General features: G+C 59.7%; 22 protein-coding genes and 1 pseudogene. 13 read left to right on the top strand and 10 right to left on the bottom strand.

Annotated features, from left to right (window positions below; genetic code table 11):
• The first annotated feature begins 73 nt into the window (after nt 1-73).
• The 6 genes from ACJ8IL_RS09445 to ACJ8IL_RS09420 all read left to right on the top strand — a co-directional run bounded on the left by ACJ8IL_RS09445 (nt 74) and on the right by ACJ8IL_RS09420 (nt 5,904).
• Complete coding sequence (locus ACJ8IL_RS09445; RefSeq protein ID WP_025304167.1) at nt 74-1,369, top strand: MFS transporter; 1,296 nt, start codon at nt 74-76, stop codon at nt 1,367-1,369.
• Nucleotides 1,369-2,859, top strand: a complete 1,491-nt coding sequence (locus ACJ8IL_RS09440) for an FGGY-family carbohydrate kinase (protein WP_435967858.1) — start codon at nt 1,369-1,371, stop codon at nt 2,857-2,859. The genes ACJ8IL_RS09445 and ACJ8IL_RS09440 overlap by 1 nt, the downstream gene beginning before the upstream one ends.
• Nucleotides 2,856-3,512, top strand: coding sequence for a 3-keto-L-gulonate-6-phosphate decarboxylase UlaD (ulaD, locus tag ACJ8IL_RS09435; RefSeq protein WP_025304169.1), 657 nt, complete (start codon nt 2,856-2,858; stop codon nt 3,510-3,512). Before ACJ8IL_RS09440 ends, ulaD begins: the two co-directional genes overlap by 4 nt.
• 1 nt (nt 3,513) lies before the next feature.
• Nucleotides 3,514-4,374, top strand: a complete 861-nt coding sequence (locus ACJ8IL_RS09430; RefSeq protein WP_043142677.1) for an L-ribulose-5-phosphate 3-epimerase — start codon at nt 3,514-3,516, stop codon at nt 4,372-4,374.
• Complete coding sequence (gene araD / locus ACJ8IL_RS09425; protein WP_049199294.1) at nt 4,368-5,063, top strand: L-ribulose-5-phosphate 4-epimerase; 696 nt, start codon at nt 4,368-4,370, stop codon at nt 5,061-5,063. Before ACJ8IL_RS09430 ends, araD begins: the two co-directional genes overlap by 7 nt.
• A 142-nt stretch (nt 5,064-5,205) precedes the next feature.
• Nucleotides 5,206-5,904, top strand: coding sequence for an RluA family pseudouridine synthase (locus ACJ8IL_RS09420; RefSeq protein ID WP_442516511.1), 699 nt, complete (start codon nt 5,206-5,208; stop codon nt 5,902-5,904).
• A gap of 7 nt (nt 5,905-5,911) precedes the next feature.
• Here the strand turns inward: ACJ8IL_RS09420 and ACJ8IL_RS09415 are convergent, their stop codons facing one another.
• The gene (locus tag ACJ8IL_RS09415; RefSeq protein ID WP_025304173.1) at nt 5,912-6,451 is read right to left on the bottom strand and encodes a DUF2058 domain-containing protein; all 540 of its coding nucleotides are present in this window, start codon (nt 6,449-6,451) and stop codon (nt 5,912-5,914) included.
• Between the two features lie 316 nt (nt 6,452-6,767).
• On the opposite strand from ACJ8IL_RS09415, the gene ACJ8IL_RS09410 reads away from it, so the two are divergent.
• The 3 genes from ACJ8IL_RS09410 (at nt 6,768) to ACJ8IL_RS09400 (ending at nt 10,339) form a co-directional block, all read left to right on the top strand.
• A complete protein-coding gene (locus tag ACJ8IL_RS09410) occupies nt 6,768-7,745 on the top strand; it encodes a DUF1852 domain-containing protein (protein ID WP_193402926.1) in 978 nt (325 codons plus the stop codon).
• 25 nt (nt 7,746-7,770) lie between these two features.
• Nucleotides 7,771-8,802 carry a methionine synthase gene (locus ACJ8IL_RS09405; RefSeq protein WP_049206152.1) on the top strand — a complete coding sequence of 344 codons (1,032 nt, stop codon included), beginning with the start codon at nt 7,771-7,773 and terminating at the stop codon, nt 8,800-8,802.
• Nucleotides 8,803-8,989: 187 nt separating this feature from the next.
• Nucleotides 8,990-10,339, top strand: a complete 1,350-nt coding sequence (locus ACJ8IL_RS09400; protein WP_435967849.1) for an MFS transporter — start codon at nt 8,990-8,992, stop codon at nt 10,337-10,339.
• 81 nt (nt 10,340-10,420) lie between these two features.
• On the opposite strand, the gene mscS is transcribed toward ACJ8IL_RS09400, so the two are convergent.
• Entirely contained in the window at nt 10,421-11,287 is an 867-nt protein-coding gene (gene mscS, locus ACJ8IL_RS09395) for a small-conductance mechanosensitive channel MscS (RefSeq protein WP_025304177.1), read from the bottom strand.
• 205 nt (nt 11,288-11,492) lie between these two features.
• Here mscS and ACJ8IL_RS09390 point away from each other — a divergent pair, with 205 nt between their 5' ends.
• Entirely contained in the window at nt 11,493-12,161 is a 669-nt protein-coding gene (locus tag ACJ8IL_RS09390) for a DUF1345 domain-containing protein (RefSeq protein WP_060434961.1), read from the top strand.
• A 55-nt stretch (nt 12,162-12,216) separates the two neighbouring features.
• Here the strand turns inward: ACJ8IL_RS09390 and fbaA are convergent, their stop codons facing one another.
• The 8 genes and pseudogenes from fbaA to ACJ8IL_RS09350 form a co-directional block, all read right to left on the bottom strand.
• Nucleotides 12,217-13,296: a class II fructose-bisphosphate aldolase gene (fbaA, locus tag ACJ8IL_RS09385; protein WP_435967848.1), complete on the bottom strand. Its 1,080-nt coding sequence runs from the start codon at nt 13,294-13,296 to the stop codon at nt 12,217-12,219.
• 116 nt (nt 13,297-13,412) lie between these two features.
• Complete coding sequence (pgk, locus tag ACJ8IL_RS09380) at nt 13,413-14,576, bottom strand: phosphoglycerate kinase (RefSeq protein WP_025160206.1); 1,164 nt, start codon at nt 14,574-14,576, stop codon at nt 13,413-13,415.
• 70 nt (nt 14,577-14,646) lie between these two features.
• Nucleotides 14,647-15,663, bottom strand: coding sequence for an erythrose-4-phosphate dehydrogenase (epd, locus tag ACJ8IL_RS09375; protein WP_004931582.1), 1,017 nt, complete (start codon nt 15,661-15,663; stop codon nt 14,647-14,649).
• Between the two features lie 311 nt (nt 15,664-15,974).
• A pseudogene (locus tag ACJ8IL_RS09370) lies at nt 15,975-16,103 on the bottom strand (LysR family transcriptional regulator); the annotation flags it as partial.
• Nucleotides 16,104-16,166: 63 nt separating this feature from the next.
• Nucleotides 16,167-17,237: an ABC transporter ATP-binding protein gene (locus ACJ8IL_RS09365; RefSeq protein WP_043142690.1), complete on the bottom strand. Its 1,071-nt coding sequence runs from the start codon at nt 17,235-17,237 to the stop codon at nt 16,167-16,169.
• Entirely contained in the window at nt 17,230-18,999 is a 1,770-nt protein-coding gene (locus ACJ8IL_RS09360) for an ABC transporter permease (RefSeq protein WP_025304187.1), read from the bottom strand. Before ACJ8IL_RS09360 ends, ACJ8IL_RS09365 begins: the two co-directional genes overlap by 8 nt.
• Before the next feature lie 78 nt (nt 19,000-19,077).
• Nucleotides 19,078-20,166, bottom strand: a complete 1,089-nt coding sequence (locus ACJ8IL_RS09355; protein ID WP_043142713.1) for an ABC transporter substrate-binding protein — start codon at nt 20,164-20,166, stop codon at nt 19,078-19,080.
• Nucleotides 20,167-20,330: 164 nt separating this feature from the next.
• The gene (locus ACJ8IL_RS09350; protein WP_060434959.1) at nt 20,331-21,248 is read right to left on the bottom strand and encodes a DMT family transporter; all 918 of its coding nucleotides are present in this window, start codon (nt 21,246-21,248) and stop codon (nt 20,331-20,333) included.
• A 290-nt stretch (nt 21,249-21,538) separates the two neighbouring features.
• On the opposite strand from ACJ8IL_RS09350, the gene ACJ8IL_RS09345 reads away from it, so the two are divergent.
• The 3 genes from ACJ8IL_RS09345 (at nt 21,539) to brnQ (ending at nt 24,319) form a co-directional block, all read left to right on the top strand.
• Nucleotides 21,539-21,871: a tRNA-binding protein gene (locus ACJ8IL_RS09345; RefSeq protein WP_025304190.1), complete on the top strand. Its 333-nt coding sequence runs from the start codon at nt 21,539-21,541 to the stop codon at nt 21,869-21,871.
• Nucleotides 21,872-21,901: 30 nt separating this feature from the next.
• Nucleotides 21,902-22,783 carry a 2OG-Fe dioxygenase family protein gene (locus ACJ8IL_RS09340; protein WP_025304191.1) on the top strand — a complete coding sequence of 294 codons (882 nt, stop codon included), beginning with the start codon at nt 21,902-21,904 and terminating at the stop codon, nt 22,781-22,783.
• A 213-nt stretch (nt 22,784-22,996) separates the two neighbouring features.
• Entirely contained in the window at nt 22,997-24,319 is a 1,323-nt protein-coding gene (gene brnQ / locus ACJ8IL_RS09335; RefSeq protein ID WP_406903674.1) for a branched-chain amino acid transport system II carrier protein, read from the top strand.
• Nucleotides 24,320-24,471 lie beyond the last annotated feature (152 nt).

Below are 24,471 nucleotides of genomic sequence, written 5' to 3'. Positions count from 1 at the left end.
CGCCCTTGCGCCCAAATTAAGCAAAACAATAACGCCCGACCCTACAAAAAAGTGAACATCGAAAGAGGTCCTTATGAATACAGCCTCCGTTTCCGTCAGCCAAAGCCAGGCTATTCCCAAGCTCCGCTGGCTGAGGATCGTGCCGCCGATCCTCATCACCTGCATCATTTCTTACATGGATCGGGTCAACATCGCCTTCGCCATGCCCGGCGGCATGGATGACGAACTCGGCATCACCGCCTCGATGGCCGGGCTGGCCGGCGGCATCTTCTTTATCGGTTACCTGTTTCTGCAGGTGCCCGGCGGCAAGCTGGCGGTATACGGCAACGGCAAGAAATTCATCGGCTGGTCACTGTTGGCCTGGGCGGTGATCTCGGTGCTGACCGGGCTGGTCACCAACCAGTACCAGCTGCTGTTCCTGCGCTTCGCCCTCGGCGTTTCCGAAGGCGGCATGCTGCCGGTGGTGCTGACCATGATCAGCAACTGGTTCCCGGATAAGGAGCGCGGCCGCGCCAACGCCATCGTCATCATGTTCGTGCCGATCGCCGGCATTCTCACCGCCCCGCTGTCGGGTTGGATCATCACCGCCTGGGACTGGCGCATGCTGTTTCTGGTGGAGGGCGCTCTGTCGCTGGTAGTCATGGCGCTGTGGTACTTCACCATCAGCAACCGGCCGCAGGAAGCCAAATGGATCTCGCAGGCGGAGAAAGAGTATCTGGTGAAGACCCTGCACGACGAACAGCTGCTGATCAAAGGAAAAACGGTGCGCAACGCCTCGCTGCGCCGAGTGCTGGGCGACCGGATCATGTGGCAGCTGATCCTGGTGAATTTCTTCTACCAGACCGGTATCTACGGTTACACCCTGTGGCTGCCGACCATTTTGAAAGGGCTGACCCACGGCGATATGGAGCAAGTGGGCCTGCTGGCTATCTTGCCCTATATCGGCGCCATCTTCGGCATGCTGATCATCTCCACCCTCTCCGATCGCACCGGTAAGCGCAAAGTCTTCGTCGCCCTGCCGCTGGCCTGCTTTGCCGCCTGCATGGCGCTGTCGGTGCTGCTGAAGGATCACATCTGGTGGTCTTACGCTGCGCTGGTCGGCTGCGGCGTATTTATTCAGGCGGCGGCCGGGGTGTTCTGGACCATCCCGCCCAAATTGTTCAACGCCGAAGTGGCCGGTGGCGCACGTGGCGTGATCAATGCGCTGGGCAACCTCGGCGGCTTTTGCGGCCCGTATATGGTCGGCGTCCTGATCAGCCTGTTCAACAAGGATGTCGGTGTCTACAGCCTGGCAGCCTCGCTGGCGATCGCCTCCGTGCTGGCGTTGATGCTGCCCAATAAATGCGACCACAGCGCGAGGAGCGAATGATGGAATATTGGCTGGGGCTCGACTGCGGCGGTACCTTCATCAAGGCGGGATTATACGACCGCAGCGGCCATGAACACGGCGTTGCGCGGCGCAATCTGGCGATCGTCGCGCCGCAGCCCGGCTGGGCCGAGCGCGATATGGCATCGCTGTGGCGCACCGCCGCCGACGTGATCCGTGAAGTGCTGTCCGCCAGCGGCGTCGCCGCCGGCGCCATCCAGGCCATCGGCATCTCGGCGCAGGGTAAGGGGGCGTTTCTGCTGGATAAGCAGGGGCAGCCGCTGGGCAACGCCATGCTCTCTTCCGATCAGCGCGCGCTGGCGCTGGTGCAGGAATGGCAGCGACAGGGCGTGCCGCAGGCGCTGTATCCGCAAACGCGCCAAACGCTGTGGACCGGGCACCCGGTCTCGCTGCTGCGCTGGCTGAAGCGGCATCAGCCGGAACGTTACGCCCGCATCGGGAGCGTGCTGATGGCGCACGACTACCTGCGCTATTGCCTGACCGGCGAGCTGGCCTGCGAAGAAACCAATATCTCCGAATCCAACCTGTATCAGATGCGCAGCGGACGCTATGACCCGGCGCTGGCGCAGCTGCTGGGTATCGGCGACATCATGCCCGCCCTGCCGACGATCGTCGGTTCGGCCGAGATCGCCGGGCGCGTCGAGGCAAACGCCGCGGCCATCACCGGCCTGCAAACCGGCACTCCGGTGGTCGGCGGGTTGTTCGACGTGGTGTCCACCGCGTTGTGCGCCGGCCTGCAGGACGAAACCCGGCTCAACGCGGTGATGGGGACCTGGTCGGTCACCAGCGGCATCACCGACGCCATCATCGAGGGTTTCGATCATCCCTTTGTCTATGGCCGCCACGCCGAAAACGGCCAATACATCGTGCACGAAGCCAGCCCCACTTCCGCCGCCAACCTGGAATGGTTCTGTCACCAATGGGGGCTGCAGGACTACGACCAGCTTAACCGCTGGGTCGCCGCCCTGCCGAAAGCCGCCGGCGATCTGCTGTTCGCCCCTTTCCTGTATGGCTCCAACGCCGGCCTGGGGCTGAGCGCCAGCTTCTACGGCCTGCAGGCCTTCCACCAGCGCGAGCACCTGGTGCAGGCGATCTACGAAGGCGTGGTGTTCTGCCACATGACGCACCTTAACCGTATGCGCCGGCATTTCCCTGAGGCGCAGGCGCTGCGCGTGACCGGCGGCCCCGCCAAATCCCGCCCCTGGATGCAAATGTTCGCCGACGTCAGCGGCCTGCCGGTTGAGCTGCCGCAGGTGGAAGAAACCGGCTGTCTGGGCGCGGCGATGGCGGCCATGGTCGGCAGCGGCGTCTTCAACGATTTCACCGCCGCCCAGCACCGGCTGGCGCCGCGTATCGAGCGGCTGCTGCCTGATGCGGCCGCCGCCGAAGCTTACGACCACAAACACCAACGTTATCAGGCGCTGATTGCTGCATTGCAAAATCTGCAGCCCGCCAACAAGGAGGCCCCATGAGCACGAAACCGCGCCTGCAGCTGGCGCTCGATCAAACCCGTTTGGATACGGCGCTGCGCACCGCCGAGACCCTCAGCCCCCATGTGGACATCATCGAGGCCGGTACCATTTTGTGCATCAGCGCCGGTATTCAGGCGGTTAGCGCGCTGCGTGAACGCTGTCCGCAGCACACGCTGGTGGCCGATCTCAAGGTGGCCGACGCCGGTGCGACGCTGGCCGATCAGGCCTTCGGCCAGGGCGCGGACTGGATGACGGTGATCTGCGCCGCGCCGTTGGCCACCATGGCCAGCGCGCGGGAGGTCGCCGAGCGTCACGGCGGTGAAATCCAGATCGAACTGTTCGGCCGCTGGACATTGGAGGATGCGCGGCAATGGCGCGGCCTCGGCATTCGTCAGGCGATCTATCACCGCGGCCGCGACGCGCAGGCCAGCGGGCAAACCTGGGGCCGGCAGGATCTGGATCGGATGAAGGCGCTGTCCGATCTGGGCATCGAGCTGTCGGTGACCGGCGGCATCACGCCCGCCGACCTGCCGCTGTTTAAAGAAATCGCCGTCACCGCCTTTATCGCCGGCCGCGCGCTGGCCGAGGCCGGCGATCCGCCGGCCGCCGCCAGGCAGTTCCGCACCGCCATCGATGACATCTGGAGATCATGATATGCGTCAGCACCCGTTGGGAATTTACGAGAAAGCGCTGCCGAAACACCTGAGCTGGCCCGAACGCCTGGCGCTGGCCAAGGCCTGCGGCTTCGACTTCGTCGAAATGTCGGTGGACGAAAGCGATGAACGTCTGGCGCGCCTGAGCTGGAGCAAGGCGCAGCGCCTGGCGCTGGTGGACGCCATGCTGGAAACCGGCATCCGCATTCCGTCGATGTGCCTCTCCGGCCACAGGCGCTTTCCGTTTGGCAGCCACGATCCGGCGCTGCGACAGCGCGCCTTCGACGTGATGGAACAGGCCATTCAGCTGGCCAAAGATGTCGGTATCCGGACGATCCAGCTAGCCGGCTACGACGTGTATTACGAAGAGCAGGACGAGGGGACGCTGGCGCGCTTTAGCGAAGGCATGCAGTGGGCGGTAGACCGTGCCGCCGCCGCCCAGGTGATGCTGGCGGTGGAAATTATGGACACCGCCTTTATGAACTCGATCGCTAAATGGAAAGCCTGGGACGCCCTGCTGGCCTCGCCGTGGTTCTCGGTGTATCCAGACGTCGGCAACCTCAGCGCCTGGGGCAATGACGTGCCGCGCGAGCTGGAGCTGGGCATCGATCGCATCGCCGCCATTCACCTGAAAGACACCTACCCGGTCACCGCCACTTCGCCGGGGCAATTCCGCGACGTGCCGTTTGGCGAAGGCTGCGTCGACTTCGTCGAGGTGTTTCGCACGCTGCAGCGCCTCAATTACCGCGGCGCATTCCTGATTGAGATGTGGACCGAAAAAGCCGAGGAGCCGGTGGCCGAGATCGTTCAGGCCCGCCGCTGGATCGAACAGAAAATGCAACAAGGGGGCATGACATGCTGACTCAGTTAAAACAACAGGTGCTGGAGGCCAATCTCGATCTGCCGCGCCATAAGCTGGTGACCTTTACCTGGGGCAACGTCAGCGCGGTGGATCGCGAACGCGGTCTGGTGGTGATCAAGCCGTCAGGCGTTGAATACGAGCATATGACGGCGGAGGATATGGTGGTGGTCGATCTGGCCAGCGGCCGCACCGTCGAGGGGGCAAAAAAACCGTCGTCGGACACCGCCACCCATCTGGCGCTGTACCGCGAATTTGCCGATATCGGCGGCATCGTCCACACCCATTCGCGCCACGCTACCATCTGGGCGCAGGCCGGGCTGGACATCCCCGCCTGGGGAACCACCCACGCCGACTATTTTTATGGCGCTATCCCCTGCACTCGCCTGATGACCCAGGATGAAATTGAGCACGATTACGAACTGGAAACCGGCAAGGTGATTATCGAAACCTTCCGCCAGCGCGATATCAATCCCAACGCGATCCCGGCGGTACTGGTCAATGCCCACGGCCCCTTCGCCTGGGGCAAAGACGCCCACAACGCGGTGCATAATGCGGTGGTGCTGGAAGAAATTGCCTACATGGGCATTTTCTCGCGCCAGCTGACGCCGGGCATTCACAGCATGCAGCGCGAGCTGTTGGACAAACACTACCTGCGCAAACACGGCCAAAATGCCTACTACGGGCAGTAGAGCGCCGGGGACTTAACCGTGGCACCCGATGCTTTGCCGCATCGGGTGCCAACGGGCATGAGGCGCAGTGCAGCAAAAACCTCATTCGCTCATCGACGCGAAATTCGCTATCATCCGCACCCACCCTCCAGCCGGCCGCCCGATGTCTACGATCACCGATACCTTTATCGCCCCGCCATGCCATGACCAAACAGAGATCCTCTATCAGGACGATCATCTGGCGCTGATCAATAAACCGGCCGGGCTGCTCAGCCTCTCGGGCAAGAATCCGCAGAATCTCGATTCGGTACACCACCGGCTGGTACAGATCTTCCCCGGCTGCGCCCTGGTGCACCGCCTGGATTTCGGCACGTCCGGGTTGATGGTGGTGGCCCGTAACAAAGCCGCCAATGCCGCGCTCTGCCGGCAGTTCAGCGAGCGCACCGTCAGCAAAGTGTACAGCGCGCTGCTTTGCGGCCATCTGGCGGATAACGAAGGGGTCATAGACGCGGCGATCGCCAAAGATCCGGCGCTGTTCCCGCTGATGTCGATTTGCGCCCTTCACGGCAAGCCCGCCCGCTCCCGCTATCGGGTCGTCGAGCGTTTTTATCGTGAAACGGAAGGCGGGATCTCGCTGCCGCTGACGCGGGTGCAGCTCACCCCGGAGACCGGGCGCACCCACCAGCTGCGTATTCACAGCCGGCAGTTGGGCCACCCTATTTTAGGCTGCGATCTTTACGGCGGGCGCCTGCTGCCGGGTACCGAGCAGACGCCGCGGCTGATGCTGCACGCCAGCGAGCTGGACTTTATGCACCCCATCAGCGGAGAGCGGATCGCCGCTCGTCACGCCGCGCCGTTCTGAACGCGGATTACCACATCAAATCGTCGGGCACTTTAAAGTCGGCGTACGGATCGTCTTCATCCTGTTCTTCCTGACTCAGCGCGCTGTGCAGCACAATGCTCGCCGCATCGCGCTGCGCGATTTTATCGGCGACGCTCGCGGGGATAATCGCGTATTCACACTCTTCCCGGTTCTCGACCACCAAGCGGGCAATGGCGAGGCGGCCATTGATCAGCTGAGTCTGCGTCGCCTTATCCACCAGGATTTTCTTGATCAGGTTGCCGTCGGTGAAGTTGAAACCGATATCACCTTTCGCCAGAACGATGCGGTTCATCTCGATCAGTTGCTTCACCTGCGCCTTGTATTCTTTGGACAGCGCGGCTTGCTTTTGCTGCTCGTTCAGCGCTTTATCGCGCTCAAGCTGCGCCTTTTTATTCTCTTCCACCGCCTCTCTGGCCTCGCGGGCCTGAACGCGTGATTTTTTAGCCGTTCTTTGGACTTTGGCCATTTTCTTGCTGGTTACCAAGCCCGCTTTGAGCATCTGCTCTTGTAAAGTGAGTTTTGTCATGTTCGTGTCTGAAGCCGTGGAGTCATGGGGGGATTATACCCGTAATTTTTCAGGCTGCACCAGGTTGCCGGCCCGGTACGTTGGCGGTTTACGCTGCAGAGCAACGGCGATAAACCGACCCGAACGCCAGATCATGAATAGCGCTCATGTGGTAATGAAATTAAGTCTCTTTCACTCCCTGCGGGACTCTGGCAAAAATAGACCTCATTAAAGACAGACAATATGAAATCGGCTGAATGAAAAAAGAGAAAAACAACCCATTGAAAGAAATGGATAAATCCAGCCTTCATATCATATAACAGGATGCTATAAGACGATGAATAGAGACTTTACCTTTACGATTAAGAGCAGTTCTTTCAATGAAGATTATAACCCTTCTGAAAGTACGCGTATCACCACCAACTTCGCCAATTTGGCCAGAGGGGAAAACCGCCGGGAGAACCTGCGCAACACGCTGGTGATGATTAACAACCGCTTCAATTCGTTGGCGCATTGGGATAACCCCAAGGCCGACCGCTATTCGGTCGAACTTGAAATCATTTCGGTTGAGATGCGCGTTGAAGATCGGGGTGCCAGCTTCCCGGTGATCGAAATCCTGAAAACCAACATCATTGATAAAAAAACGCAAAAGCGTATCGAGGGCATCGTTGGGAACAATTTCTCCTCTTACGTGCGCGACTACGACTTTAGCGTCTTGCTGCCGGCGCACAATAAAAACACGGCGGAATTTACCATTCCGGATGATTTCGGCGATTTGCACGGCAATATCTTTAAGCACTTCGTCAATTCAAACGAATACCATGAAAATTTCAGCAAACCGCCGGTGATCTGCCTCAGCGTGTCCAGCAAAGACACCTACCATCGGACGGGCAATCAACACCCGGTGTTGGGCGACGAGTATCGGCAAGACGGCGCTTCGCTGACCGACCGGTATTTTAAAAAAATGGGCCTGCAGGTGCGCTACTTCATGCCGAAAAATAGCGTCGCGCCCCTGGCGTTTTATTTCCCCGGGGATTTGCTGAGCGATTACACCGATCTGGAACTGATCGGCACCATCAGCACGATGGAGACCTTCCAGAAAATTTATCGGCCTGAAATTTACAATGCCAACTCGGCGGCGGGGCAATGCTATCAGCCAAGCCTGAATAACCAGGATCATTCATTAACCAAGATTGTTTACGATCGCGAAGAGCGTAGCCAGTTAGCGATTGAGCAGGGGAAATTTACGGAAGAGCAATTTATCAAACCCTACAAACCTCTTCTTGAGCAATGGTCTGCTCACTACGCGCTTTGATTCACTCAAATACAGGTCATCTATTATGAAAATATTGCTCCCTACGTCGACCGCCGGCAGCTTGCCCAAACCTGTCTGGCTGGCCCAACCGGAAACCCTGTGGTCGCCTTGGAAATTGCAGAATGAAGAATTAATCGAAGGGAAACAGGACGCCTTGCGTTTGTCGCTGGCAGAGCAACAACAGGCCGGCATTGATATCGTCAGCGATGGCGAGCAAACGCGCCAGCACTTCGTCACGACGTTTATCGAACACCTCAGCGGCGTCGATTTCGAGAAACGCGAAGTGGTTAAAATCCGCAATCGCTACGAGGCGAGCGTGCCAACCGTTGTGGGGGCGGTCTCGCGCCAAAAACCCGTTTTCGTTGAAGACGCCAAATTTTTACGCCAGCTGACCAAGCAGCCGATTAAATGGGCCCTGCCGGGGCCGATGACCATGATCGACACGCTTTATGACAACCACTATAAAAGCCGCGAGAAATTGGCCTGGGAGTTCGCCAAGATCCTCAATCAGGAAGCTAAAGAGCTCGAGGCCGCCGGCGTCGACATTATTCAGTTTGATGAGCCCGCATTTAACGTGTTCTTTGACGAGGTAAATGACTGGGGCATTGCCGCCCTGGAAAGAGCCATTGAAGGGCTTAAGTGTGAAACCGCCGTACATATCTGCTATGGATATGGGATTAAAGCCAATACCGACTGGAAAAAGACGCTGGGCTCGGAATGGCGGCAATATGAAGAGGCGTTTCCGAAACTGCAAACGTCCAACATCGATATCATCTCCCTGGAGTGCCATAACTCGCACGTGCCGATGGACCTGCTTGAACTGATCCGCGGCAAAAAGGTGATGGTCGGCGCCATCGACGTAGCGAATCATGCCATTGAGACGCCAGAGGAAGTGGCCGCTACGCTGCGCAAAGCGCTGCAGTTTGTCGATGCCGACAAGCTCTATCCGTCGACCAACTGCGGCATGGCCCCCCTGCCCCGTCAGGTCGCCCGCGGCAAGCTGAATGCGTTAAGCGCAGGTGCCGAGATCGTGCGCCGAGAGCTGTTAGCCAAATAACCTTGCCAGCGCCCGCCACAGACACCTCCTGTGGCGGGCGATTATCATCAATTCCCCCTCCCCGCAACGTCCCCGCTCTGGTGTATACTCGGATTTCTACGCGATGCCAGCCACAGCGGTTTTGGTTCAGGCCTGGCCTGAACAGCCCTCAGCCAGCCCACACCAGCCGAATAACAGTGGAATAACCATGAGCCCAAATACCGCTCGCATCAGCGAAATCATCGATCGCGCCAGGATCTCCCCCTACCAAATCCTGATCCTCACCCTGTGTTTCCTCATTGCCCTGCTGGACGGTTTCGATACCGCCATCATCGGCTATATCGCCCCGGCGCTGCGCGAAGAGTGGGATCTGCTGCCCGCTCAGCTCTCTCCCGCCTTCGGTGCGGGGCTGTTCGGCCTGCTGATCGGCAGCCTGCTGTTCGGGCCGATCGCCGACGCCTTCGGCCGCAAACGCGTGCTGCTCGTCGCGGTGCTGGTGTTTGGCGGCTGCACCCTGGCTTCGGCCTATACGCATTCGATCGAATCCCTGACCCTGCTGCGCTTCATCACCGGCATTGGCCTCGGGGGCGCAATACCAACTTGCATCACCCTCAGCTCGGAGTACTCACCGGCGCGCCGCCGCATGCTGATGGTCACCTTGAGCTGGAGCGGCTTTACCGCTGGGTTAGCCCTGGGCGGCCTGCTGGCCGGGCAGATTATCCCGGCGTTCGGCTGGCGCGGCCTGCTGCTGGTCGGTGGCATCGCGCCGTTGGCGCTGCTGCCGCTGTTGGCCTGGCAGATGCCCGAATCAGTACGCTTTATGGCCGCCAGCGCCAAACATGCCGATCGGCTGCGCCGGGTGGTCGAGCGTATCACCGGCCAGCGTTGGGCCGGTGTGACGATTGTCGATGACGAGCGTCCGGCGCAGATCAAATCACCGATCTCGCATCTGTTTATCGAAGGGCGCGCCGTGCGCACCCTGCTGCTGTGGGCGGCGTTCTTCTGTTCGCTGTTCGTGTTTTACCTGCTCACCAGTTGGCTGCCGACGATCCTCAAAGACGCCGGTTTCGATATCGCCCACGCCTCGCGCATCGGCGCGATGGTGCCGCTCGGCGGCACCCTGGGCGCCATTCTGATGGCGCTGCTGATGGATCGGGTCGGGCCCTACCGCGTGCTGGCCGTCTCCTACCTGGGTGCCGCGCTGGTGATTGGCGCCACCGGGTATCTGATGAGCGACGTCTACACGCTGGCCGCCGTCGTGTTCCTTATCGGCTTCGGCGTGGCCGGCGCGCAGAACGGCCTGAACCTGGTTTCCGCCACCCTTTACCCGACCGCAGCCCGCGTGACCGGCGTCAGTTGGGCCATGGCCAATGGCCGCTTTGGCTCGATCGTCGGCTCAATGCTCGGCGCCTGGATGATGACCGCCGCCGGCTCGACGGAGGTGTTCTTCCTCTGGTTGGCGCTGCCGGCGCTGTTGGGCGCCGCCGCCATCTTCCTGCTTTATCGCCTCAGCCTGCGCCGCCGCGTGCCGCTCACGGAGCAGGCAGCGGACATCTGATCGCCCTAAAAGAAAAGGCCAAGACGCCATCGGTAGCGTCTCGGCCTGCAGTAAAAAAAGGGGGCCAAGGCCCCTTCTGTGTTATTCCGCCTTGGCGGAAGCGTCTTCAGTGCGATACAGGTGCACGTCCATTTGCGGGAACGGAATGCCGATGTTGTGGGCATCCAGCGCGCGCTTGAAGTTTTCCATCAGATCGAAGTACACGTTCCAGTATTCCGCATTGGTGGTCCAGGAACGGGTCACAAAGTTCAGGGAAGATGGCGCCATCTCGTTCAGACGCACAGTCACGCCTTTAGCGTGCATGATGCGCTTGTCGGCGGCGATCACGTCGCCCAGCACCTTCTTCACCACGTCGATATCGGCGTTGTAGGCCACGCCTACCACGATATCCACACGGCGGTTCGGCTCGCGGGAGTAGTTGATGATGTTGCCGGCGATGATTTTACCGTTCGGCACCACGATGGTTTTGTTGTCTGCGGTGCGCAGGGTGGTGGAGAAAATCTGCACCTGATCGACGGTACCGGCCACGCCGCCTAGATCGACATATTCACCCACGCGCAGCGGGCGGAAGATCACCAGCAGCACGCCGGCGGCGAAGTTAGACAGCGAGCCTTGCAGCGCCAGGCCGACGGCCAAACCGGCGGCACCCAGCACGGCGATCACCGAGGTGGTCTGCACGCCGACACGCCCCAGCACGGCGATGAAGGTGAACGCCAGCACGCCGTAGCGCACGATCGCCGACAGGAAGTCTGCCACCGTGGCGTCGATGCCGCGCAGCTTCATCACGCGGTTCAGCGCATTGCCGACCACGCGGGCCACGATCGAACCGATGATCAGGATAACGATGGCGGCGACGATATTCACCGCGTACTGGATCAACAGATCCTGGTTCTTCACCAACCAGTTGCCGGCACCGTTGATGCCGTCTACTACATTCAAATCTTTCATTCGTGTCGTCCTAACTCAGTCCCTAACGGGAGAAACTCGCAAAAATACACTGGCCTCGGCAGCCAGTAGGAAACCACCGCCTAAGGGTAACCAACATTAAAGGCTCATGCCAACCGTCAGCGTTAAAAATAGCCGAAACCGCCCGCCGCGTCTTCTATGCTGAAAACAGCGCGTTGGCTATTTCACGACAAGGGATCCGTTCTTCATGCACATTCGCTCTTCGCTCAAACACTATTGGCAAGTGCGGCCCAGGCTGCTGTTTTCCGTCGGCGCCGGGCTGCTGTGCTTTCTGCTGCTGCCCGCCCAGCTCTCGTTGCTGCAGCGCCTGATGATCGGCTGGAATACGCTGGCCTGGCTCTATCTGCTGTTTCTTTGGCGGCTGATGCTGGTCAGCACACCGCAGCACATTCGCCAGATCGCTCGGCGACAGGATGAAAGCGCCAGCACGGTGTTGGCGCTGGTCAGTTTCGGTTGTCTGGTGAGCATTCTGGCGATCCTGTTCGAATTGAGCAGCGCCAAACAGGCCAGCGACTCGCTGAAAACGCTGCATTTGCTGCTGACCGGCGCCACGCTGGTGGTCTCCTGGCTGTTGCTGCCGACCGCCTTCACCATGCACTATGCCCACCAATTTTATCGCCAGGGCGCGCAGCAGGATCCTTTGCCGCTGCTGTTTCCCGGCAATCTCACCGAGCCGACCTATCTGGACTTCGCCTACTTCTCCTTCACCATCGCGGTCGCGTCGCAAACGGCCGACGTGGCGGTCGGCGCCGCGGAGGTGCGTAAAATCGCGCTCGTGCAGTCGGTTATTTCGTTCGTGTTCAACATGCTGATCCTGGGCCTGTCGATCAACGTCGGTGCCGGCCTGCTGGGCTGAAAACGAAAAAGGCTCCCCGCAGGGAGCCTTATGCACGTGCAACAGGTGCCGAAGATTACAGAACGTCTACCGCGTTCAGATCTTTGAAAGCCTGCTCCAGACGCGTCACCATGCTGGTCTGCGCTGCGCGCAGCCATACGCGTGGATCGTAGTATTTCTTGTTCGGCTGATCGGCGCCTTTCGGGTTGCCCAGCTGGCCCTGCAGGTAAGCTTCGTTCGCTTTGTAGTACTGCAGGATGCCATCCCAGGTCGCCCATTGGGTGTCGGTGTCGATGTTCATTTTGATCACGCCGTAACCCACAGACTCTTTGATCTCTGCGTCGGTAGAACCGGAACCGCCGTGGAACACGAAGTTCAGGCTGTTGTGCGGCAGGTTGAATTTCTTGGACACGTAGTCCTGAGAATCACGCAGGATGGTCGGAGTCAGCTTAACGTTGCCTGGCTTGTACACGCCGTGCACGTTACCGAAGGAGGCTGCGATGGTGAAGCGCGGGCTGATGGCGTTCAGTTTTTCGTACGCGTAAGCCACGTCTTCCGGCTGGGTGTACAGTGCGGAAGCGTCCATATGGCTGTTGTCCACGCCATCTTCTTCACCGCCGGTGCAGCCCAGTTCGATTTCCAACGTCATGCCGATTTTGGCCATGCGCTTCAGGTAGGCGCTGCAGATCTCGATGTTTTCTTCCAGAGATTCTTCAGACAGATCGATCATGTGGGAAGAGAACAGCGGTTTGCCGGTAGCGGCGAAGTGCTTCTCGCCGGCGTCCAGCAGACCGTCCAGCCATGGCAGCAGTTTCTTCGCGCAGTGGTCGGTGTGCAGGATCACCGGCACGCCGTAGTGTTCAGCCATCTGGTGAACGTGGTGTGCGCCAGAGATAGCGCCCAGAATCGCTGCACCCTGAGGCACATCGGTCTTCACGTCTTTGCCGGCGATGAACGCGGCGCCGCCGTTGGAGAACTGAACGATAACCGGCGCGCGCACTTTAGCCGCGGCTTCCAGCACTGCGTTGATGGAGTCGGTACCCACGCAGTTTACCGCTGGCAGCGCAAAGTTGTTCTCTTTAGCAACTGCGAAGACTTTCTGAACGTCATCACCCGTGATGACACCCGGTTTTACGAAATCAAAAATTTTAGACATGTTACTTTGTCCTGTTTCGTCGGCCGTAGATGGATGTAAATCGATGTTTTCACGCCGCGCAGCGTGAGCCGCGCGGTATAAAACAAACGGGCGGCTTTCGCCTCCCGTTGTCTGAATTACTGCTTAGCGCGCTCTTCCAGCATCACGACTGCAGGCAGCGGTTTCCCTTCAACGAATTCCAGGAATGCGCCACCGCCGGTGGAGATGTAGGAAATTTTGTCAGCGATACCGAACAGATCGATGGCTGCCAGAGTGTCGCCGCCGCCAGCGATAGAGAAAGCGTCGCTATCGGCGATCGCGCGGGCGACAATTTCGGTGCCCTTACGGAAGTTAGGGAACTCGAATACGCCAACCGGGCCATTCCACAGAATGGTCTTGGCGTTCTTCAGGATAACGGCCAGACGCTCGGCAGAGACGTCGCCCATATCCAGAATTTGCTCGTTGTCCTGGATCTCGTTGGCCTGCTTCACGGTCGCGGTCGCGGTTTCAGAGAACTCGGTCGCCACGCGCACGTCGGTCGGAACCGGGATGTCGCAGGTTTCCAGCAGTTTCTGCGCGTTCGGGATCAGATCCGGTTCGTACAGGGACTGGCCCACGTTGTTGCCCTGCGCCGCCACGAAGGTGTTGGCGATGCCGCCGCCGACGATCAGCTGATCGGCGATTTTGGACAGGGAATCCAGCACGGTCAGTTTGGTGGAGACTTTAGAGCCGCCCACGATGGCGACCATCGGACGGGCCGGGTTGCCCAGGGCCTTGCCCAGCGCTTCCAGCTCGGCGGACAGCAGCGGGCCGGCACAGGCGACAGGCGCGAACTTGCCCACGCCGTGGGTGGAAGCCTGCGCGCGGTGCGCGGTGCCGAACGCGTCCATCACGTACACGTCGCACAGCGCCGCGTATTTCTTGGACAGGGTTTCGTCGTCTTTCTTCTCGCCCTTGTTGAAGCGAACGTTTTCCAGCACCACCAGTTCGCCTTCGGCGACGTCGACGCCATCCAGATAATCCTTCGCCAGACGCACTGGGGATTTCAGATGATCTTTCAGGTAGTTGACCACAGGCAGCAGGGAGAATTCTTCGTTGTACTCGCCTTCGGTAGGACGACCCAGGTGGGAGGTTACCATCACGCGGGCGCCTTGCTTCAGCGCAGCTTCGATAGTCGGCAGGGAAGCGCGGATACGCGCGTCGGAAGTCACTTTACCGTCTTTTACCGGCACGTTCAGATCGGAGCGGATCAGTACGCGTTTACCCGCCAGATCCAGATCGGTCATCTTAATTACAGACATGGTGAACCCTCTTTATTGAATCTCTATAAAATTGCCTGAGCAGCGCGCCCATCACGCCGGCGCCGCCGTACTAGAAACCGCTGGCGGCCATTGCCCGTGTTGTATCCAACATCCGATTGGCAAAGCCCCATTCATTGTCGCACCAGACCAAGGTCTTTATCAGGTGCTGCCCGCTGACCCGGGTCTGCGTACCGTCGACGATAGCGCTGTGCGGGTCATGGTTAAAATCAATCGAGACCAATGGTAATTCCGTGTAGTCAACTATACCACGAAATGATTCCCGTGCGGCCTTTTGCAACAGCTGGTTGACCTCCGCCACCTTCACCGCGGCGCTCACGCTGACGCTAAGATCGATAGCCGTCACGTTGATGGTCGGCACGCGCACCGAGATAGCCTCGAAGCGATCGCAAAACTGCGGGAAGATGCGGGTGATGCCCGCGGCCAGCTTGGTATCGACCGGAATGATCGACTGGCTCGCCGCGCGGGTGCGCCGCAAATCCGCGTGATACGCGTCGATCACCGGCTGATCGTTCATCGCCGAGTGAATGGTGGTCACGGTGCCGGACTCGATGCTGTAGGCGTCGTCCAGCAGCTTGATCACCGGAATAATGCAGTTGGTGGTGCACGAGGCGTTGGACACGATGCGGTGTTCCGCCAGCAGCGTCTGATGGTTGACGCCAAACACGATGGTGGCGTCCAGATCGTTGCCGCCCGGATGGGCGAACAGCACTTTCTTCGCCCCCGCCGCCAGATGGGCTTCGCCATCCGCCCGGCTGCCGTACACGCCGCTGCAGTCCAGCACCACGTCGACGCCCAGTTCGCCCCAGGGCAACTGCTCCACCGCCGGCTGATGCAACAGGCGAATCGCGTCGTCTCCGACGCTCAGCGTGTCGCACTCTTGCCGCACATCCCACGCAAAGCGGCCGTGGCTGGAATCGTACTTCAGCAGATGGGCCATGCCTTCGGCGTTCGCCAGCTCGTTGATCGCCACCACGGAGATTTCCGCCCGTCGTCCCGATTCGTACAGTGCGCGCAATACGCTGCGGCCGATGCGGCCAAAGCCGTTTATCGCTATGCGGATGGTCATGCTGCTCCTGAAAAAGGGCCGTCCACGCCGGGTGACTCACCGGCGCCGCCCGGCGCTGACTGGTTGTCTCACTAACCCGCATAGAGTAGTGGATCGTACCGCCCGCTGTGAATCGCCGAGTTTGCATTATTCCCGCGCTTCAGCGGTTTTTCACCGCCGTCACATCGGCATTTCTGTTGAAGAGTGCTTCAACTGAAACGCTTCAGCTGAGCATAAACCAAAGTTTTGGCAAAAGGAACAGGTGCGACAGTTCCTCAGGTAACGGACGGGAGTTTTACGAGCATAAGATGATCTGGCGCACATTTTTGGCCTCAAGACCGCGACGAATTTTCGCTCGCCGGCCCCGTTTCGCCGTAGTGCTCACGAAAATAGTCGCGCAAAAATTCGACCGTCACCCGCACTTTCGCCGACGTTGCCAGCCGGGAAACGTACACCGCCCAGAAAAGATCGCTGCTAGCGGTTTAACTCTGTAAACGGAGCGCCCGCATCGGCGGGCGTCCTGGTTAAGCTTTCGGGAATATCCACAAATGCTCGGCCGGCAGGGAGAGCCGGCACAGCGTTTGATCGCGCGCCTCGTGGCCATAGGCACGCACCACGAAATCTTCGGCCACGGTGCGGAACAGGTATTCCCAGCGATCGCCGAGATACATGCTGGTCAGCAACGGCAGCTCAAGCTGGTTGCCCTGCGGATCTTCGCCCAACCGCACGCGCTCGACGCGGATCACCGCCGTGCCCTCCTGCCCGACCTGCACGCCTTCGCCCGCTTTGCCCCACAGCGCCCAATCCTTACCTTCGATGCGCGCCCGATCGCCTTCCAGCGCGACGACCTTGCCCGGCAACCGGTTGTTGCTGCCCATGAACTCGGCGGTGAACAGCGTGGTGGGCGAACCGTACATCTCCTGCGGCGTGCCCTGCTGTTCGATTTTGCCGTTATTGAGCAGCAGGATGCGATCGGAAATGGCCATCGCCTCGTTCTGATCGTGGGTCACCATCAGCGCCGACAGACCGAGCTTGATGATCAACTCGCGCAGGAATACTCGCGCCTCTTCGCGCAGCTTGGCGTCAAGGTTGGACAGCGGCTCATCCAGCAGGATCACCGGCGGGTTGTAGACCAGCGCGCGCCCGATCGCCACGCGCTGCTGTTGGCCGCCGGAGAGTTGGTGCGGATGGCGTTTGGCCAAATGCCCCAGCCCGAGCTGATCCAGCACCGCCTGCACCCGCTGGGCGATTTCCGCCGAGGCAGTCTTACGCAGTTTCAGCGGGTAAGCGACGTTCTCAAACACCGTTTTATGCGGCCACAGGGCGTAGGACTGAAACACCAGCCCCAGATTGCGCTCTTCGGCGGGAATTTCACTGCGTGCGCTGCCGTTGTACACCGCGCTGTTGCCGATGACGATCCGCCCCTGGCTCGGTTTCTCCAGCCCGGCTACCGCCCGCAGCAGCGTGGTTTTGCCGCTGCCCGACGGGCCCAGCAGCGAGACCACTTCGCCCCGTTTCAGATCCATCGACACCCCTTTCAACACCGGGTTGTCGCCATAGGTCAAATGCAGATTCTCTACCGAAAGTTCAATCATGTAATTTCACTCCAAAGCGCAAGGCGATCCCCAGCCCCAACACCACCAGCAGGATATTGATGAACGACAGCGCGGCGACGATATCGATAGCGCCCGCGGCCCACAGGGAAACCAGCATCGAGCCGATGGTTTCTGTGCCCGGAGACAGCAGATACACCCCGGTGGAATATTCGCGTTCAAAGATCAGGAACATCAGCAACCAGGAGCCGATCAGGCCGTAGCGCGACAGCGGAATGGTGACGTGGCGGGTGATCTGACCGCGGCTGGCGCCGGCGCTGCGCGCCGCCTCCTCCAGCTCCGGTCCCACCTGCAGCAGCGTAGAAGAGATCAGCCGCAGGCCGTAAGCCATCCACACCACGGTGTAGGCCAGCCAGACGCTGAAGATGGTGCTGCGCAGCGAACGCAACCAGACGATCACGTTCTCGCGCAGCCACTCGGCCATCGGCAGCACTGACAGCCAGCCTTCCTTAAGCGATTTGTCCAGCCACATCGGCAGGAACAGAAACACCCACAGGAACGCCAGGCCGGCCAACAGCCCCGGCACCGCGCGCGGCACCAGCACGCTGTAGTCGAGGAAGCGCGTGGCGCCATCCGGCTTGCGGTGCATGGCAATGCCGATAAACAGATAGCACGCCACCGCCAGCGCCCCGCCGATCACCCCGATCGCCATCGAGTTGACGATGGCGCGCAGCAGGTTGGGTTGCGCCCAGATGGTGCGGAAGGTGTTGATCGACAGTTCGTCCCAGACAGACACGCCCACGCCCCAGTTGGAGATAAAGGCGCGCAGCACCACGCCGATCAGCGGCACGCCGATGGTCACGGTCAGCCAGAACATCACCACCGCGCCGGCCACCCAGCGCCATTTGCCGAGCGGCAGCGCGCGCGCCTGCGAGGCTTTGCCCTTGACGGTGACGAAGCGGTTGGCGGTGCGCATCAGCCGGCGCTGCAGCATCACCAGCGGAATGGTGATGCAGATCAACACCACCGCCACCGCCGCCATCAGGTGGTAAGAAGGCGTGCCCAGCTTGTTGGTCAACTGATACAGGTAGGTCGCCAGCACCAGGTTGCCTTCCGGATCGCCTAGCACCAGCATCAGGCCGAACACCTCCAGCCCGAGGAAGAACAGCAGCACCCCGGCGTACAAGATAGACGGCCGCACCATCGGCAGGCTGACGGCGGTCATCACCTGCAGCGGCGTAGCGCCGGCGGTGCGCGCCGCTTCTTCAACGTCGGAGCCCACGCTGCGCAGCGCCGAGGAGATGTACAGATACGCGTGGGGCACGTGCGTCAACCCGGCTATCACCACGATGCTGGCCATCGAATAGATGTTCCACGGCACGAAACCCAGCAACGCTTCCGCCCACAGCGAGAAGAAGCCGACCGGCCCCGCCGCCACCACGTAACCGAAACCCAGCACCATCGGCGACACGAAGATCGGTACCAGAATCAGCGGTTCGATGATCCGCCGCCCCGGCAGATCGGTGCGCACCATCAGAAAGGCCAAAATGCCGCCGAGCGGGATGGCGATAATCACCAGGCCGAATGCCAGAATAAAGCCGCTTTTCAGCGCCTTGTAGAAATCCGGATCGGTAAAGATGAACTCGAAGGCCTCCAGGCTGAAGACCTTGGAGGGAGAGAAAAACGGAGCCGAGAGGAAGCTTTGAATGATGATAAACGACAGGGGGACATAGATAACCAGCGCGGTTATCAACACCACCAGGCCGCGCGGCAGGCTCTGCCACTTTCTGCGCCATGCTTGCATAAATGCTCCCTATGGTTGTAAACGACGACCAAAGGGCGCGCGCCCGTGCGGCAGGCGCGCGTCCGAATGCAGTCCCTGTTATTTCGCCGCGGCGGCGCGCCATTGTTTGATGTAGTCGAGACGTTTGGCCGGCTGCAGATATTCCAGCAGGCTGTCATCGACCGGGATCGGCTTGAGCGCGTTACCCAACAGCTTGGTCATGCCATCGATGTCGTTCTTGCCTTCGATGTCGTTGCGGATCGAGGGGATATCCGCCTGATTGGCGAGAATATTTTGCCCTTTCTCCGACAGCACGTAGTCGAACCACAGCTTGGCGGCATTAGGGTTGCCGGCCTCTTTGCTGATGAAGCTCACGCGCGACAGCACCAGGGTATAGTCTTTCGGATAGACGATGCCGAGCGACGGATCGCTCTTGGCGCGGGCCTCGGCGTATGAACCGAGGATATTGAAGCCGATCAGGTTTTCACCGGAGGAGACGCGCTCCATCATGGTGCCGGTGGAAGATTGCACCGCCAGCCCGCCCTTGGCCACGTCGGCCAGCGTTTTGAAGTAGTTAGGATCGGCCTTGAAGTCCTGCACCGACAGCATGAAGCCGACGCCGGATTTTTCGATGTCGTAGGTGGTGACTTTCTTCTTGAATTTGTCCGTCTGGCCGGCGATCAGTTTAGCCAGCGCCGCGTGTGAATCCGGCACATCGCCCTGCGGGATCAGCCGTTTGTTATAGATAAACACCACCGGCTCATAGGTGGTGCCATACACTTTATCTTGCCATACCGCCCATTTTGGCAGCTGAGCCCGCTCCGGAGAGGCATACTCCTGCGCGTAATCGCCCGCCAGTTTCAAAATGGTGTCCATCGACGAACTCCACACCAGGTCGCCGCTGGTGCCGCCGGCCGCCTGCTCGCTGATAAAGCGGTTATACAGTTCGGTGCTGTTCATGTCGTTGTATTCGACCTTGATGCCCGGATACAACGCCTCGAACCCCTGGATCAGCGGCGCCGCCGCCTTGGTGTCGGTGGTTGAATAAATCACCACCTTGCCTTCTTTCTTCGCGCCGTCGACCAGTTTCTGATAGTCGGCGGGGTAGCCCGCCGGGAAGGCCGCATAGGCGGAAACGGAGCCCAGTAAGGTGATAGCAGCTACGGTCGCGCTGATTTTTTTCATCATCATCCATCCCCTGATCACATTTAATAAACCAAAAATTAACATACAGTTAATATTTATGACGAGGCAACGGCGTTGCTTGTTATCTTTCGGTTTTGTGAGGTTGGACGTTTTTCAGCCAATAAAAAGCCCGGCAGCGCGGGCTTTACAGCACTTCCTATCGCAGACTATTCGGCCAGGTGAGAGCGCCGCAGCAGGCGAATTCGCTGTACGATGGCAACCCCCAGCAGCGTCAGAACAAATCCCGCCAGCTGCACCAGCGACAACGCCTCACCAAACAGCGCGTAAGCCTGCAGCGCCGCCGCCGGCGGCACCAGCAGCATCAGCGCGGTAATGCGAGTCAAATCGCCGTGGCGCACCATCCAAATGAACAGCGCGGTGCCGCCCAGCGACAACACGCCGGCCGACCACAGCAGCGAGAACCACAGCGTTGGCGAATTGTCCCAGGCGCCTGAGCCCATTACGGCCGCCAGTACGCCGGTCACGATCGCCGCGCCGAGGTGCTGAATGGCGCCTGCCGCCCGCAGATCGGCCGCCGCCAGCGAAGACTTCTGCACCATGATGCCTATCGTCAGCGCAACGATGCTGCCAAACCCCATCAGGATCGGCAGCAGCGCCATATTGCCGACGTCGATGCCGGTCAGCCGCGGGGAGAGCACCAGCGCAACGCCGATAAAACCGACCGCCAGCCCGGCCCAGGAACGTAACCCGATCGGCTTACGCAGCACCAGCGCGAAAATCAGCGCGGTAAACAGCGGCTGCAATCCGCCGATCAGCGACATCACTCCGGCTGCCAGGCCGTTCGCCACCGCCCACCAGCTTGCGGCAAGGTAAACACCGTTCATCAACATGCCGGTCAGCAGGTGCATTACGAACTGTCGCCCCTTGGGCCAGGCGCAATGCAGCGCCAGCAGAGCGAATACTGCCGCGGCGATCAAAAAGCGAAAGGTCAGGAAAAGGTTGGGATCGGCATGATCCGCCACCGCCCGCGCGGCAATAAAACCGGTCGACCAAATTAATATCAGGAAAAACGGCGCAATAAATGCCTTTCGCCGATCGCGTTTTTCGCGCTGGGTTATTTCCATATCACTACCTAAAAAATGCCGTTGATGAATTAATGCAGAGCATACTAACCAATTTAACACGGGCTTAACAGTATCGACGCTGGCACCAAGCAGGCGTGGTGAACATAATTGCGGGAAATAATGAAGTTTCAATCTTATATAATTCACCAAGCTTATAATTAATCCCACCACGTTACGATAATGTAAATTAATTGCTACATCCGGTATAACTATTCCCCTCCTGGCGGCATTGTCGGAATAATTCCCCTTTGCTAGCCTTCCTGAAGCCACTTAATTAACTGGACTGACTCATGGCCGAAATCACTGATTTTATGAAACTGGATATGCGTATTGGCGAAATTATTTCCGTGGAATATAACGACAAGGCATTAAAACCCGCCTATAAGCTGCGCATTGATTTCGGCGAAGAAATTGGCATTAAAAACAGCTCGGCGCAATTATGCGAAAACTATCAGGAAGATGATCTGCTTGGAAAAAAAGTCATCTCCGTCGTTAATTTCCCCGCCAGGCGGGTTGCCGGATTTAAATCTGAAGTGCTGGTACTTGCCGCGGTCACCCGGGATCAAGGCACTGTCTTGCTGAAACCCGATGTCGACGTGGAGATCGGCAGCAAGATTTTATAATCGCCACATCATTCGTGAGGCCACCGAGAAATGCGACAGTTATCCCTGCTTGATGAAGTTAAGAAGGCGTACCAGGAACACCGTTCAGCCTTTATCCCCGGCGCCACCATGCAAGCGATCCTGCTGGCGCTGGGCGCGCGGCCGGAAGATTTTGCCAGGCTGCAGCAGGTCAGCGCCAATCTGGCGGACGATCCCACACTGCCTTTCCGCAAGTCCAGAAACGGCCGCTTCTGTTTCGACTTCGATCGCGCCCAGATTGAGCGGCTGGAGTTCCAGCCTTTCGTGCTCTCGGTCGAGGAAGACTTCATCCGCTACGATTCGGGAAAGGTGCGCCATTTCCGCGGCATCAACGACGATCTGCAGTTGAATACGGCATTTCAGGCACTGATGAAATTCAAAGCCTACGTGATCGATGGCGTGAGCGTGACGCCGCGCCCCCGGCTTAATCAGGAAATCAACAAATTTGTCTGCACGGTGTTCAACCTGCGCACCGTCACCACGCCGCAGATGTTGGGCGAACCGGCGCTGGAAGGCGTACACAGCGACGGCGTCGACCACACCATGACGACCTTCCTCGGCTGCGACAACATGACCGACGACAGCGCCAAGACCTTTATTCACGATATGCGCGAAACCAGCGGGATCAAATTCGATCGCGCCCGGCCGGAATGGATTTTGGGCGAAATACAGCATCGGCATTTCCTCGATACCCTGCTGATTGTCGACCATGAGCGCAAACACAGCCTCTCACCGGTGGAAGCGCAGGACAAACGCCGGCATTCGACCCGTGATATGCTGATCTTTTTCACCCGTAAACCGGTCGAAGACGGCCACGTCTCCTTCGCGTATGACTCTTTTAAACCGCATATCGAAATCCCGCTGTCGATAGACATGGTGGCGCGCGCGAGCTAACGCGCTGCCGGGCCGGCCGCCAGGATCCCTCTGTGCGGCCGGTTCACGCCGGGGTAAACAGCGCGGGATTAATCAGGTTTTTGTCGCCGAATTATTATATCCTGCCGGACGAAAATTTTTGCGGGCTTACGCTGCCCCACGCGCCTCCTCCTGCAGTGCTTCATTCCGCAGCCAGGCCGTTTATTTCATGAATACAGGCAGTGCCATACCGTTATGACCAAGAGTTTATCCCCGAAAGACATTATCGCCCTGGGCTTTATGACCTTCGCCCTGTTTGTCGGCGCCGGCAACATCATTTTCCCCCCGCTAGTGGGGCTGCAGTCCGGTGAGCATCTGTGGCCGGCCGCCCTCGGTTTTATGGTGACCGCCGTCGCCCTGCCGGTGATTGCCGTGATCGCGCTGGCGCGCGTCGGCGGCAGCATCAGCCTGCTGACTGGCCCCATCGGCCGCACAGCCGGCCTGCTGTTGGCGACCGTCTGCTATCTGGCGCTGGGCCCGCTGTTCGCCACCCCGCGAACCGCCAATGTTTCTTTCGCCCTCGGCATCGCGCCCTTCACCGGCGACGGCGCCCTGCCGCAGTTCATCTACAGCCTGCTGTTCTTTACCCTGGCGATGGTCGTGTCGCTGTATCCCGGCCGCTTGCTCGACAACGTCGGCCATATTCTGGCGCCGCTGAAAATTCTGGCGCTGGCCGTGCTCGGCATCGCCGCCCTGGTCTGGCCCGCCGGTGCGCCGGTCTCCGCCGTCGGCAGCTATCAGGCCGCGGCGTTTTCCACCGGCTTCGTTCAGGGTTATCAAACCATGGACACGCTGTCGGCGTTGATGTTCGGCTCGATTATCGTCACCGCCGCCCGCTCGCGCGGCGTCAGCGACAGCGGCCTGCTGCTGCGCTACACCCTCTGGGCCAGCCTGATCGCCGGCGTCGGCCTGACGCTGGTCTATATCTGCATGTTCAAGCTCGGCGCCGGCAGCGGCAGCCTGGTCGGGAACGATGCTCAGGATGGCGCGGCAATCCTGCACGCCTATGTGCAGCACACCTTCGGCGATCTGGGCAGCGTCTTTATGGCGGTACTGATGTTCATCGCCTGCCTGGTGACGGCGGTCGGCATGACCTGTGCCTGCGCGGACTTCTTCTCTCGCTACCTGCCGCTCTCTTACCGCACGCTGGTGGTTATCCTCGCGCTCTTCGCCATGCTGGTCTCCAACATGGGGCTGGCCAACCTGATCCGCGTCTCGCTGCCGGTGCTGACGGCGATCTATCCACCCTGCATCGCGCTGGTATTGCTCAGCTTCAGCCAGAACCGCTGGCGCAGCGCCAAGCGCGTCTTCGCGCCGGTGATCGCTACCAGCCTGGTGTTTGGCCTCGCCGACGGCCTGAAAGCCTCCAGCTTCAGCAGCCTGCTGCCCGTCTGGTTCGATAAGCTGCCGCTGGCCGAACAGGGTCTGGTCTGGCTGCAGCCTACGCTGCTGGTGCTGTTGCTGGCGGCGGCTTACGACCGGTTGCGCAGCGCCGAAAGCATCAAGACCGCGTCGTAAACGCGGTTTCCGCCCATAAAAATCTATGGTCATCCCCGTTTTTGCAACACCGATTTTGATTTATGATGGGCTTGCTTAAATCTATACGGCGTCTGATGGGGAACACTGCGTTACCCGCGCCACGATGAAGTCCGCACCTGTTGAACCTGAAA

The organism is Serratia sp. CY47444, from assembly GCF_052168635.1.
In the GTDB taxonomy this organism is placed as follows: Bacteria; Pseudomonadota; Gammaproteobacteria; order Enterobacterales; family Enterobacteriaceae; genus Serratia; species Serratia bockelmannii.
Note: the sequence above shows the minus strand (reverse complement) of the source record. Positions and strands in the feature narration are given on the sequence as shown.